This is a genomic window from Streptomyces sp. NPDC086787 (assembly GCF_044745865.1).
GTDB lineage: Bacteria > Actinomycetota > Actinomycetes > Streptomycetales > Streptomycetaceae > Streptomyces.
Genome location: NZ_JBIVBC010000013.1, coordinates 151,993 through 164,456 on the forward strand (window position 1 = coordinate 151,993; position 12,464 = coordinate 164,456).

At 70.0% G+C, this 12,464-nt stretch carries 14 protein-coding genes; 9 read left to right on the forward strand and 5 right to left on the reverse strand.

Annotation, left to right across the window (positions count from 1 at the left end):
* Positions 1 to 26 precede the first annotated feature (26 nt).
* Positions 27 to 434: a MazG nucleotide pyrophosphohydrolase domain-containing protein gene (locus tag ACIPK3_RS26555; RefSeq protein ID WP_402573538.1), complete on the reverse strand. Its 408-nt coding sequence runs from the start codon at positions 432 to 434 to the stop codon at positions 27 to 29.
* 164 nt (positions 435 to 598) lie between these two features.
* Here ACIPK3_RS26555 and ACIPK3_RS26560 point away from each other — a divergent pair, with 164 nt between their 5' ends.
* Positions 599 to 1,597, forward strand: coding sequence for a TAXI family TRAP transporter solute-binding subunit (locus tag ACIPK3_RS26560; protein ID WP_402573540.1), 999 nt, complete (start codon positions 599 to 601; stop codon positions 1,595 to 1,597).
* A gap of 23 nt (positions 1,598 to 1,620) precedes the next feature.
* Here the strand turns inward: ACIPK3_RS26560 and ACIPK3_RS26565 are convergent, their stop codons facing one another.
* Together ACIPK3_RS26565 and ACIPK3_RS26570 are read right to left on the reverse strand one after the other, a co-directional pair.
* Positions 1,621 to 3,054: an ATP-binding protein gene (locus ACIPK3_RS26565; RefSeq protein ID WP_402573542.1), complete on the reverse strand. Its 1,434-nt coding sequence runs from the start codon at positions 3,052 to 3,054 to the stop codon at positions 1,621 to 1,623.
* 9 nt (positions 3,055 to 3,063) lie between these two features.
* Positions 3,064 to 3,750 carry a response regulator transcription factor gene (locus ACIPK3_RS26570; protein WP_402573544.1) on the reverse strand — a complete coding sequence of 229 codons (687 nt, stop codon included), beginning with the start codon at positions 3,748 to 3,750 and terminating at the stop codon, positions 3,064 to 3,066.
* A gap of 295 nt (positions 3,751 to 4,045) precedes the next feature.
* Here ACIPK3_RS26570 and ACIPK3_RS26575 point away from each other — a divergent pair, with 295 nt between their 5' ends.
* The 8 genes from ACIPK3_RS26575 to ACIPK3_RS26610 all read left to right on the forward strand — a co-directional run bounded on the left by ACIPK3_RS26575 (position 4,046) and on the right by ACIPK3_RS26610 (position 10,617).
* On the forward strand, positions 4,046 to 4,822 hold the full coding sequence (locus ACIPK3_RS26575) for an amino acid ABC transporter ATP-binding protein (protein ID WP_402573546.1): 777 nt from the start codon (positions 4,046 to 4,048) through the stop codon (positions 4,820 to 4,822).
* A gap of 82 nt (positions 4,823 to 4,904) precedes the next feature.
* Positions 4,905 to 5,741, forward strand: a complete 837-nt coding sequence (locus ACIPK3_RS26580) for a glutamate ABC transporter substrate-binding protein (RefSeq protein ID WP_402573548.1) — start codon at positions 4,905 to 4,907, stop codon at positions 5,739 to 5,741.
* A gap of 112 nt (positions 5,742 to 5,853) precedes the next feature.
* The gene (locus ACIPK3_RS26585) at positions 5,854 to 6,519 is read left to right on the forward strand and encodes an amino acid ABC transporter permease (RefSeq protein ID WP_402573549.1); all 666 of its coding nucleotides are present in this window, start codon (positions 5,854 to 5,856) and stop codon (positions 6,517 to 6,519) included.
* The gene (locus ACIPK3_RS26590; protein ID WP_402573551.1) at positions 6,516 to 7,418 is read left to right on the forward strand and encodes an amino acid ABC transporter permease; all 903 of its coding nucleotides are present in this window, start codon (positions 6,516 to 6,518) and stop codon (positions 7,416 to 7,418) included. Before ACIPK3_RS26585 ends, ACIPK3_RS26590 begins: the two co-directional genes overlap by 4 nt.
* A gap of 175 nt (positions 7,419 to 7,593) precedes the next feature.
* A complete protein-coding gene (locus ACIPK3_RS26595) occupies positions 7,594 to 9,309 on the forward strand; it encodes an FAD-dependent monooxygenase (protein ID WP_402573553.1) in 1,716 nt (571 codons plus the stop codon).
* Between the two features lie 78 nt (positions 9,310 to 9,387).
* On the forward strand, positions 9,388 to 9,474 hold the full coding sequence (locus ACIPK3_RS26600) for a putative leader peptide (RefSeq protein WP_402573605.1): 87 nt from the start codon (positions 9,388 to 9,390) through the stop codon (positions 9,472 to 9,474).
* 127 nt (positions 9,475 to 9,601) lie between these two features.
* On the forward strand, positions 9,602 to 10,147 hold the full coding sequence (locus ACIPK3_RS26605; protein WP_402573555.1) for a cysteine dioxygenase: 546 nt from the start codon (positions 9,602 to 9,604) through the stop codon (positions 10,145 to 10,147).
* Positions 10,138 to 10,617: a rhodanese-like domain-containing protein gene (locus ACIPK3_RS26610; protein ID WP_402573607.1), complete on the forward strand. Its 480-nt coding sequence runs from the start codon at positions 10,138 to 10,140 to the stop codon at positions 10,615 to 10,617. Before ACIPK3_RS26605 ends, ACIPK3_RS26610 begins: the two co-directional genes overlap by 10 nt.
* Positions 10,618 to 10,647: 30 nt before the next feature.
* Here the strand turns inward: ACIPK3_RS26610 and recX are convergent, their stop codons facing one another.
* Together recX and recA are read right to left on the reverse strand one after the other, a co-directional pair.
* A complete protein-coding gene (gene recX / locus ACIPK3_RS26615) occupies positions 10,648 to 11,319 on the reverse strand; it encodes a recombination regulator RecX (RefSeq protein ID WP_402573557.1) in 672 nt (223 codons plus the stop codon).
* A 3-nt stretch (positions 11,320 to 11,322) separates the two neighbouring features.
* Entirely contained in the window at positions 11,323 to 12,447 is a 1,125-nt protein-coding gene (recA, locus tag ACIPK3_RS26620; protein ID WP_402573559.1) for a recombinase RecA, read from the reverse strand.
* Between the last annotated feature and the right edge of the window lie 17 nt (positions 12,448 to 12,464).

A 12,464-nucleotide genomic window follows, 5' to 3' on the forward strand; every position in this document is an offset into this window, starting at 1 on the left:
GTGACGCCGGTCGGCGTCGGCCGACGTCAGGCGCCGTCGGGGGCCCACCCCTGACGGCGCAGGACGGTCGACACGTCCGGCGCCTCGTAGTGCTCGCCCTTGAGTACCTTGCCGTCGGCCCGGCGGGCGACCTTGCCCCCGGGGCCGAGCTTGCTCATGTTGGACCGATGCACCTCAGCGATCACCGCGTCCAGGTCGATGCCGTGGACGAGTGCCGTGCCGTAGGCCACGTAGACCACGTCGGCCAGCTCGTGGGCGAGCCGGTCCAGTGGGCCGGTGACGGCGACCTCGGCGACCTCCGCGGCCTCCTCGGCCAGCAGCTCCCCGCGATGCGCGGCCAGCTCGGGGGACACCTCCGTCGGTCTGCTGCGGGCGTCGAGACCGAAGGTGTGGTGGAACTCGCGGACGAGGCCCGCGGGCGAGGAGTCGCTCATGTGAGGACTCTAGCGGTCACCACCGACAACGCCCCGCGCGGCGATCTCGGCCCCGCTCACCACCGGTGACGCCCCCGTCCTGGGCCCCCGTCACCACCGACCAACGCGCCCGTCGGGGAGCCCCGCCCTGGTCAGGACCGCGGGCGACTGGCAGGATCGCGCGCATGCCCCAGGTGTTCCCGCATATCAGCAGACGCCGGGCGCTCCAGGGAGCGGCCGCCGGTTTTGTGGCCTTCGGGCTGCTCCTGTGGTGGCTGCTGCCGCTCGGCGAGGACCCTCCGAGCGGCACGATCGTCTTCAGCACCGGCACACCGAGCGGGGTCTACCAGGAGTACGGCGAGCGGCTGCGCACCGAGCTCAGCAGGGACATGCCGGGCCTGGAGGTGAAGCTGCTGCACAGCGCCGGTTCGCAGGAAAACGTGCGACGGGTGGCCACCGGGGAGGCGGACTTCACCATCGCGGCGGCCGACGCGGTGCAGGCGTACCAGCTCCAGCACGGGAGCGGCGCCGAAGGGCTGCGCGGTGTGGCCCGGCTGTACGACGACTATGTGCAGCTCATCGTGCCGCGCGGCTCGGACGTCACGACGGTCTCCGACCTGAGGCACAAGCGGGTCGCCGTGGGGCTGCCCAACTCGGGGGTGCGGCTGATAGCGACCCGGCTTCTCAAAGCCGCGGGCATCAATCCCCAGAAGGACATCACGCCGGTGTCAGACGGCATCGACACCGGGCCCGACCATCTCAAGAACGGCGACATCGACGCGTTCTTCTGGTCGGGCGGCCTGCCCACGAACGGTCTGTCCGAGCTGACCCGGACCTTCGAATTCCGGTTCATTCCGATCGACGGCGCTCTCGTCACCAAGCTGCACGCCGACGGGAACCAGACGCGCTACTACCGGGGCACCAGCATGCCCGAGTCCGCCTACCCGGCCGTGCAGCAGGGGACCTCGGTGCCGACCCTCGCGGTGTCCAACCTGCTGATGACCCGCGACGACATGGATCCCCGGATCATCGAGTGGGTGACCCGGACCGTCATCAAGAGCCGCGACGACATCGGCGCCCACGTCCACTCGGCGCAGCTGGTGGACCTCCGCACCGCCATCTACACCGACCCGCTCAGGCTGCACGAGGGCGCGCGGCGCTACTACCTCTCGGTGAAGCCGTAGCGGCCGAACGCCTCGGACACGCCCTAGTGACCCGGCAGGGAGGCTCCCGACTCGTTCCGGGGCACCGTGACCGTCACCTTCAGGCCGTGGGGTTCGTGGTGGGCGCAGTCGAGTGAGCCGCCGCCGGCGGTGAGCAGGGCGCGGGTGATGGAGAGGCCGAGGCCGGATCCCTTGACGTTCTGGTGGCGACCACTGCGCCAGAAACGGTCGCCGACGCGGGCGAGTTCCTCGTCGGTCAGACCGGGGCCGGTGTCGGTCACCACGACCTGCGAGGTCACGCGCCCGGCGGCGACGGTCACGGTGACCGTGCCGTTCTCGGGGGTGAACTTCACCGCGTTGTCGATCACCGCGTCCAGTGCGCTGGAGAGGGTGACCGGGTCGGCCCAGGCAGTGGTCGGCGGACACTGACCGGTCAGCCGGACCCCCTTGGCCCGGGCCGCCGGTGACCAGGCGGCCACCCGCTCGGCGGCGAGCCCGCCCACGTCCGTCAGCCGCAGGTCCGCCTCGGCGTGCTCGGCCAGCGCCAGGTCGAGCAGGTCGTCCAGAACCTGCGCGAGGCGCTTCCCCTCGGTGCGCACCGAGGCGATCTCCTCGTTGCCCTCGGGCATTTCGAGGGCGAGCAGTTCGATGCGCAGCAACAGCGCGGAAAGCGGGTTGCGCAGTTGGTGCGAGGCGTCGGCGACGAAGGCGCGCTGCTGTTCCAGCACATCCTCGACGTTGTCCGCCATCTCGTTGAACGACCGGGCGAGCCTGCGCAGTTCCGGCGGGCCGCCGGCCACCGCGACACGCGACTTGAGCCGCCCGGTGGCGATGTCGTGGGTGGTGGCGTCCAGGACGCGCACGGGCTTGAGCACCCAGCCGGTCAGCCGCAGCGCGGCGCCCACGGCCAGCAGCATCGCGGCGAACTCGCCGGCAGCGATGAACACCCAGCCGCGCAGGGTCCGCGAACGCATCGGCCCGGTGGGCGAATCGGTGACCACGACCGCCACCACGTCACCGTCCCGGATCACCGGGGACGCGACGATCAGCCGGCTTCGCTGCCAGGGCCACACCTGCGCGGGGTCGTGACTGCGCCGGCTGAGCAGGGCCTCGCCGAAGGCCTCCCGCAGCTCGCCCGTCTTCGGCAGGAACCAGGTGTCGGGCGCGTTGGCCATCGCCGCGCCGTTGCGGTAGAAGACTCCCGCCCGAATGCCGTAGACGCCGTAGTAGCTGGCCAGCTCGCGGCGCAGCGTCTCCTCGCGCTCGTCCCCGGACACGTGCTCCGACGAGAATGTCGACCCGGATGTCCTGTCGGCGACGAACTGGGCGAGTGCCGCGAACCGCGCGGTGTCGTCGATCCGGTCGACCACCACTTTCTGCTGCTCGGCCGCCGCCACGCTGACCGCGAGCGGGAGGCCCAACGCGAGCAGCACGGCCGCCATCAGGACGATGAGCAGCGGCAGCAGACGTGTACGCACTCGTCCCCGCTACACGGCCGGGGCGACGAGCCGGTAGCCGACGCCGCGTACGGTCTCGATCAGCGCGGGCATGCGCAGCTTGGCGCGCAGCGAGGCGACGTGCACCTCGAGGGTGCGTCCCGTCCCCTCCCAGCTGGTGCGCCAGACCTCGCTGATGATCTGTTCCCGGCGGAAGACGACTCCGGGGCGCTGCGCGAGCAGCGCGAGAAGGTCGAACTCCTTGCGGGTCAGCTGGACCACCGAACCGTCGACGCTGACCTGCCGGGTGGGCAGTTCGATGCGCACGGGACCGAGCCGCAGCGCGTCCTCGGCGGCCGGTGCGCCGTCCTCGTGCGCGGTGCGCCGGCTGACGGCGTGGATACGGGCGAGCAGCTCGCCGGTGTCGTACGGCTTCACCACGTAGTCGTCGGCGCCGAGGTTGAGGCCGTGGATGCGGGAGCGCACGTCGGAGCGGGCGGTAACCATGATCACCGGAGTGCTGGTGCGCTTGCGGATCTTGCCGCAGACCTCGTATCCGTCCTGGTCGGGCAGGCCGAGGTCGAGGAGGATCACGCCGAAGCCGGGGCCCTCCGGGACGAGCGCCCGCAGCGCCTCCTCGCCGTTGCGCGCGTGGGTGACCGCGAAGCCGTGCCGCGCGAGGACCGCGGACAGCGCGGCCGCGACATGGTTGTCGTCTTCGACGAGCAACAGTCTCATGCCGGCCCCCTCCGGTTCAGCGGTCACACGGTCGTGGTTCTCGTACGGCTTGTAGATCGCACGCGGGCGCGGGCGCACCATGGAAGTCACGCCGATGAGTAAGGACGGCGTCAAGAGGGATCCGGTTGCCCGGCACTACCGTTACCCGCCCGATATACGCACAGGCGACAGGAGCTACGACACGTGTCCGAATGCTATCGGATCGTGATGCTCAGATTCCCCTCAGATGTGATGACGCTGGTCACCGAGCATCACTACTGTCCACCGAAACCGAGGAGGACGGAGCCCTAGAGCGATGACCGAAGTATCGGTGGCCAAGGAAGACGTGGCCGCATCCGGCGACCTGGTCGCCCTGAAGAGCGTCAACAAGCACTTCGGCGCGTTGCATGTGCTCCAGGACATCGACCTGACGATCACCCGCGGCGAGGTCGTCGTGGTCATCGGACCCTCCGGGTCCGGTAAGTCGACCCTGTGCCGCACCATCAACCGCCTGGAGACCATCGACTCCGGCACCATCACGATCGATGGAAAGCCCCTGCCCCAGGAGGGCAAGGAGCTGGCCCGGCTGCGGGCGGACGTCGGAATGGTCTTCCAGTCCTTCAACCTCTTCGCGCACAAGACCGTGCTGGAGAACGTGATGCTGGGCCAGGTCAAGGTCCGCAGGACGGACAAGAAGCAGGCCGAGGAGAAGGCCCGCGCCCTGCTCGACCGGGTCGGCGTGGGCACCCAGGCCGACAAGTACCCGGCGCAGCTGTCCGGCGGCCAGCAGCAGCGTGTCGCCATCGCACGCGCGCTGGCCATGAGCCCGAAGGTCATGCTCTTCGACGAGCCGACCTCGGCCCTGGACCCCGAGATGATCAACGAGGTCCTCGAAGTCATGCAGCAGCTCGCCCGGGACGGGATGACGATGGTCGTCGTCACCCACGAGATGGGTTTCGCACGATCGGCTGCAAACCGGGTGGTCTTCATGGCCGACGGCCGGATCGTCGAAGAGGCTGCGCCCGAGCAGTTCTTCAGCAATCCGCGCAGCGACCGGGCGAAGGACTTCCTCTCGAAGATCCTTCACCACTGACGGTGCCCGCCCCGCGCTACCGGACGACCTGGGTCATGGACCCAACGGCCGCTTCTTCTCACCAGACAAAAGGATGTTCATCATGAAGCTCCGCAAGGTCACCGCCGCCTCGGCCGTGGTCGTCGCTCTGTCCCTGGCCGTCACCGCGTGCGGTTCGGACAAGAAGGACGACAGCAGCTCGTCCGGCGGCGGCAAGATCAAGGTCGGCATCAAGTACGACCAGCCCGGACTCGGCCTCCAGAAGCCGGACGGTTCCTTCTCCGGCTTCGACGTGGACGTGGCGACCTACATCGCCGGCAAGCTGGGCTACAAGCCGGACCAGATCGAGTTCGTGCAGACGAAGAGCGCCGACCGCGAGAACGCCCTCGCGCGGGGCGACGTGAAGTTCATCGCGGCCACCTACTCGATCAACGACGAGCGCAAGAAGAAGGTGGACTTCGCCGGCCCGTACCTGCTGGCCCACCAGGACCTTCTGGTCAAGAAGGACTCGGACATCAGCAAGGGCACGGACCTCAACGGAAAGAACCTGTGTTCCGTGGTCGGCTCGACGTCCGCGCAGAACATCCACAAGACGATCGCCCCGAAGTCCAACCTGAAGGAGCTCGGCGGCTACTCGGAGTGCATCGCCGCCCTCCAGAGCGGTGCCGTGGACGCCGTCACCACCGACGACTCGATCCTCGCGGGCTTCGCCGCGCAGGACAAGTACAAGGGCCAGTTCAAGCTCGCCGGGCTCAAGCTCAGCAACGAGAACTACGGCGTCGGTGTGAAGAAGGGTGACACCGCGACCCTCGACAAGATCAACAAGGCTCTTGAGTCGATGGTCAGCGACGGCTCCTGGAAGAAGGCGGTCGACAAGAACTTCGGCCCGGCCAACTACAAGAACGAGCCCGCGCCGAAGACCGGCCAGATCGTCAAGTAGGGCCGAACCCGGCTCCGCAGGGCTTCCATGGCGTGCCGCCGTCCCGCCGCGACCACGGCGGCGGCACGCCATGCCCTCCTCATACGCCACACACCCGGAAGCGCGGGACATCGTGTTTGATTTTCTTCAAGGTTATGACGTCCTGGGGGCGTTCTGGATGACGGTGAAACTCACCGTCCTCTCCGCCGTCGGCTCCCTGGTCTGGGGCACCTTGCTGACCGCGATGCGAGTCAGCCCGGTCCCGCTGATGCGCGGGTTCGGTACCGCCTACGTCAACATCGTCCGGAACATCCCCCTGACGGTCATCATTCTCTTCAGCTCGCTCGGCCTCGCCGACATCTTCGGCGTGACGCTGGGCGCCTCCGACTTCAAGGTGCAGGGCTTCCGGCTGGCGCTGCTCGGTCTGATCGCCTACCACGCGGCCTTCGTGTGCGAGGCGCTGCGCTCCGGCATCAACACCGTGCCGATGGGACAGGCCGAGGCCGCCCGCGCGATCGGCCTGAACTTCAGCCAGACCCTCCGGCTCATCGTGCTGCCCCAGGCATACCGCGCGGTCATCGCCCCGCTGGCCAACGTGCTGATCGCCCTGACCAAGAACACCACGGTGGCCTCCGCGATCGGTGTGGCCGAGGCCGCCTACCTGATGAAGTCCATGATCGAGAACGAGGCGCAGACGCTGGCCATCGGCGCGGTCTTCGCCTTCGGGTTCGTGGTTCTGACCCTTCCCACCGGCCTCATCCTCGGCTGGCTGGGCAAGCGACTGGCGGTGAAGCGATGAGCTCCGTTCTCTACGACACCCCCGGCCCCCGGGCCAGGCTGCGCAACACCGTCCTCTCGGTGGTGTTCGTGCTCCTGCTCGCCCTGCTGCTGTGGTGGGTGTGGCAGACCATGGACGACAAGGGCCAGCTGGAGTGGGCCCTGTGGCAGCCGTTCACCACGTCCGAGGCGTGGACGACCTATCTGCTGCCGGGCCTCGGCGACACCCTGAAGGCCGCCGCGCTGGCCATGGTCATCGCGCTGCCCCTGGGCGCCTTCTTCGGCATCGCGCGTATGTCCGACCACCGATGGGTCCGCATACCGGCCGGCGTCGTGGTCGAGTTCTTCCGCTCGATCCCGGTCCTGCTGCTGATGCTGTTCGCCAACGAGTTCTACGTCCGTTCCACGGACGTGACCAGTGAGGACCGGCCGCTGTACGCCGTCGTCACCGGACTGGTGCTCTACAACGCGTCGGTGCTCGCCGAGATCGTCCGGGCCGGCATCCTCGCGCTGCCCAAGGGGCAGACGGAGGCCGCGAAGGCGATCGGTCTGCGCAAGGGCCAGACGATGACCGGCATCCTGCTCCCGCAGGCGGTCACGGCCATGCTTCCGGCCATCGTCAGCCAGTTGGTGGTCATCGTGAAGGACACCGCGCTGGGCGGCGTGATGCTCGGCTTCACGGAACTGCTCAACAACCGCAGCACGCTGGCCGCCAACTACGCCAACGTGATCCCCAGCTTCATCGTCGTGGCTGTCATCTTCATCCTGCTGAACTTCGTCCTCACCAGCTTCGCGAGCTGGCTGGAGCGCAGGCTGCGCCGCAGCAAGCGGAGCACGGGCGCGGTCCTCGCCGCCGACGACGCCGGGGGGATGAACCCGGCCGAGGTGGGTGGCTCCTACGCGACCGGCACCGAGGCCTGACAGTCGGTCAAGTCGCCCGCGTGACACCGAGGCGGTGGCGTGATCGCCACCGCCTCGGTCACTTGACGCAAACCCCTCCAATGGGTTGCATACGTTCTGTGATCGTGCACCCTGCCCCAGCTTCTGGTTCACCCATGTCCGTCCGGGCACAGCCACGGGCAGGGGGAGTCACGCCGTGGACCCGGTGATCATCGTCGGAGCGGGGCCCGTCGGGCTCGCGCTCGCCCTGGCCCTGGGCCGCCAGGAGGTCCCCACCGTCGTTCTGGACGAAGGACCGGGCCACGAGGAACCACGCCCGGCACGCACCGTCGTACTGCGCGAGGACACGGCCGCCCTGCTGACGCGGCTGACCGGGGACGCGCTCGACGACCACGGCGTGAGATGGGCCGGATGGCGGTCACTGCGGCGCAAGCAGGTGATGAGCGAGACTTCTTTCGGCGAAGACGATCCCGCCCCGCTGCACCTCACGCAGCACGCCATCACCCGCGCCCTGCGCGCCGCCCTCGACGACGAGCCGCTGGCCCGGATCGCCACGGACAGCCGCCTCGACATGATCGAGCAGGAGCACTCCGGCGTCACCGCGCACACCCGCGGCCCCAAGGGAACCTGGTGGCGCGGCAGTTACCTGGTCGGCTGCGACGGACCCCGCTCGACCGTGCGCAAACTCCAGGACATCCGCTTCCCCGGCCGCACCGCTGTGGAGCGGCACGCCGTCGCCGCGCTGCGCACCGAACTTCCACGCCCCGGTCAGGCGTTGCTCCACCGGACGCCGCCATGGCGGACGTCCGGGTCCTCGGCGGGAGAGGTGACCGCTCGCCCCCTCCCGGACGGGGTGTGGCGCCTGGACTGGCTGCTGCCGCCCGGCAAGGACCTGGTCACGCCCGACCTGCTGGTGGCCCGGATCCGCGAGACCCTCGCGGGCTGGACGGACGGCCCGGCACCGGCGTACGAACTCCTCGACACCGGAGTCCACACGGTGCACCACCGTCTCGCCCGCCGCTGGCGGGCCGGGCGCGTCTTCCTCGCCGGGGACGCGGCGCACCTGCTCGGCGCACTGGGCACCCAGGGGCTGGACGAGGGACTCAGGGATGCCGACAACCTGGCCTGGAAGCTGGCGCTGGCCTGGCACCACGGCCCGCACGAGGGGCTGCTCGACAGCTATCAGACGGAGCGGCGCGCGGTGATCGCGAGCCGCCTGCGCGCCGCCGACCAGGCCCTGCCGGTACTGCGCGGGAGCGGCGGCCTGCGGTCGTACGTCCCCGGCGCGGCCCGGGGCCACGACACCCTGCACGCGGACGGCCACCTGGGGCGCGGCGCCCTGGGCGCCCCGGGGACGTATGCCGACTCGCCGCTCGCGCCCCGGCACGTGGACGGCGAGGTACCCGTCGGCACGCCGGTGGGAGCGCCGGTGGCCGATGTGCGGATCACGGCGGAGGACGGCTCTTTCGTGCGGCTGCGCGACCGGCTCGGGCGCGGTGCGCTGCTGGTCGTTCTGGTCGCGCCGGGTACGGCCGTGTGGGACCGCAAGCACTGGATGACCGCCGGGATCATGCCGCGGCTGGCCGCCGCGGTGACGGCGCTGCCGCACCCCGCCGAGTTGCTGGTGGCCGAGGAGTATCCGGGCGCTCCGGCGCACGCCGTGCTGCTCGTGCGACCCGACGGCCATCTGGTCACCGCGCTGGGCGGGGTCCGGCCGGCCGATCTGTACACGGCGGCGGAGGCGGCGCTGGGCAAGGTGTCGGCACCGGGGACGGCGGAGAAGCCCGAGGACGGGGAGACCGACGAGGAGGGCGAGCAGACGGAGAAGGCGGAGAAGGGGCAGAGGACCGAGGAGGCGCGGGAGAGCGAGCAGGAAGAGGCCGCCGCCGGGGCGGGCTCCCGCGTGCGCTGACCGCGTCCGGAGCCGGCCTCCGGTCCACATGCTGACCACTGATTGACCGGTTCGCACCAGCATGGTGTACTCCGGATCATGGCCGACACCGATGTGCTCCTGTGGCGGAGGGTCCATATGGACCTCGTCCGCTATGCGGGCTGCGTGTGTCGCTCGTCCTGCTGACATCGCATCACTGAATCCGCCGCGCTGACGTCGCGCCGCCGGATTCATCTCGCTCTCCCCCGTCGCGCCCCGCCCTCTCGCGTACCGCGCGCCGTCTCAGCGAACGCACCTCATCAGGACGGTTCACGTGTCTGTCTCTCCCTCCCTTCCCGCCGCTCCCCTCACCGCGCGGGCCGGTGCCGCGCCCACTCAGGCGGACCTTCTCGACTTCGTACGGCGGACGGCCGCCGACACCGAGCTGATCGCCTCGCTCCCGCTGGACCCGGAGGGCCGCACCTGGGTTCGGCTGGAAGGTCCCGGTGGCAGCGAGGCCTGGCTGATCGGCTGGCCGCCCGGCACCGGCACCGGCTGGCACGACCACGCCGACTCGGTCGGCGCCTTCCTCACCGCGTCCGGCGAGCTCAAGGAGAACTCGCTCACCGCGCGGCTGCCCACCGACGGCTGGAAGACCCTGGAACTCGCCGACGACGTGGACCACGCACGCCGTCTGCCGGCCGGGGAGGGCCGTTCATTCGGCCGGCACCACGTTCACGAGGTGCTCAACGAGTCCGCCGGCCTCCACGCGATCTCCGTCCATGCCTACTACCCGCCCCTTCCGCAGATCCGCCGCTACAGCCGAACCGGACCGACGCTGCGCCTGGAGCAGGTCGAGCATCCGCAGGACTGGCAGTGAGCGGGGCGGAACAGCGCCCGGAAGGGCGTCCGGTGGGGATCGACGAACTGCTGGAACGGGTACGCGACGGCTACTCACGCGTCGAGCCGCGCGAGGCCCACGCCGCGGCCGAGGCAGGCGAGGCCCTGCTCGTCGACATCCGTTACGCGGCCCTGCGTGAGCGGGACGGACTGATCCCCGGCGCGCTCGTCATCGAACGCAACGAGCTGGAATGGCGCCTGGATCCCCACGGCAGCCACCGCGTGCCCGAGGCCACCGGTCATGATCTGCGGGTCGTGGTGATCTGCAACGAGGGTTATGCCTCCAGCCTGGCCGCGGAGTCCCTGCATCGGCTCGGTCTGCGCCGGGCCACGGACCTGACCGGCGGCTTCCAGGCCTGGAGGGCGGCAGGACTGCCGGTCGACGCCCCGGCCGCCGAGCGCGGTCAGCAGGGTGCGGTCCAGCCGGGGAGAAGCCGGCGCCAGGGGTAGTCGGCCAGGCTCAAGCCACGGCAAGGACGGTCAGAACTCCTCGCCGTCGAGGAACTCCGTGTCCTCGCCCTCCTTCTCCAATGCCTGCCGGACCACGCGGAGGGCCATGCCCTCGGGGTAACCCTTGCGGGCGAGCATCCCCGCGAGACGTCGTATCCGCTTGTCTCGGTCGAGACCGCGGGTGGAGCGCAGCTTGCGGGCGACGAGTTCGCGGGCGGTCGCCTCCTCCTGCTCGGAGTCGAGCTGGGCGACGGCCTCGTCGATCAGCGTCGACTCCACGCCCTTGGTCAGCAGCTCCCGCGCGAGCGCGCGCCGGGCCAGCCCCCGGCCGTGATGCCGGGACTCCACCCAGGCGTCGGCGAACGCCCCGTCGTTGATCAGACCGACTTCCTCGAACCGTGACAGCACCTCCTCCGCCACGTCGTCGGGGATCTCCCGCTTGCGCAGGGCGTCCGCCAGCTGCTTCCGCGTGCGCGGGGTCCCGGTGAGCAGGCGCAGACAGATCGCCCGCGCCCGCTCAACCGGGTCCCCCGGGTGCTCCCCCTTCTCGGCCCTCGACGAGGAGAGGGAACCCTCATCTCCCCCGTACGCTCCGTCCCCCCTGCTGTCGCCCGTCCGGGCGGGAGCCGCGCCGTCTCTGTCCCCTCGCTCGCGCGGAGCGACGGACTGCGCGTACTCGGCCCAGTCGGTTCGGCGTGTCACGGGTCAGCTCTTGGCCGCGGCGGCCTTGGGCTTGGTGGTCTTTCCGGCCGCCGGGGCGGCCACCGGCTTGTCGGCGTCCGGACCGGCCTCGGTCACCGCGTCGGCTCCCGGCACGGCGGAGGGCTCCTCGGGCCGCACTCCGACGCCCAGCTTCTCCTTGATCTTCTTCTCGATCTCGTTGGCCAGGTCGGGGTTGTCCTTGAGGAAGTTGCGCGCGTTCTCCTTGCCCTGGCCGAGCTGGTCACCCTCGTACGTGTACCAGGCGCCGGCCTTGCGGACGAAGCCGTGCTCCACACCCATGTCGATCAGGCCGCCCTCACGGCTGATGCCCTGGCCGTAGAGGATGTCGAACTCGGCCTGCTTGAAGGGCGGCGCGACCTTGTTCTTCACGACCTTGCAGCGGGTGCGGTTGCCGACCGCGTCCGTGCCGTCCTTCAGGGTCTCGATGCGGCGGATGTCGATGCGCACCGAGGCGTAGAACTTCAGGGCCCGGCCACCGGTCGTGGTCTCCGGGGAGCCGAACATCACGCCGATCTTCTCGCGGAGCTGGTTGATGAAGATCGCGGTCGTCTTCGACTGGTTGAGCGCGCTGGTGATCTTGCGCAGGGCCTGGCTCATCAGGCGGGCCTGGAGACCGACGTGGCTGTCACCCATCTCGCCCTCGATCTCCGCGCGCGGGACGAGCGCGGCGACGGAGTCGATGACGATGAGGTCGAGGGCTCCGGAGCGGACCAGCATGTCCACGATCTCCAGGGCCTGCTCGCCGTTGTCGGGCTGGGAGAGGATGAGGTTGTCGATGTCGACGCCGAGCTTGCGCGCGTACTCGGGGTCGAGGGCGTGCTCCGCGTCCACGAACGCGACCTGGCCACCGGCCTTCTGCGCGTTGGCCACGGCGTGCAGGGTCAGGGTCGTCTTGCCGGAGGACTCCGGGCCGTAGACCTCCACGACGCGGCCGCGCGGCAGGCCGCCGACACCGAGTGCCACGTCGAGCGCGGTCGACCCGGTCGGAATGACCTCGATGGGCTCCAGCGAGCGCTCGCCCATGCGCATGACCGCGCCCTTGCCGAACTGCCGTTCAATCTGTGCGAGCGCGGCGTCGAGCGCCTTCTCGCGGTCGGTTCCTGCCATGGGTTCCACCCGGTTTG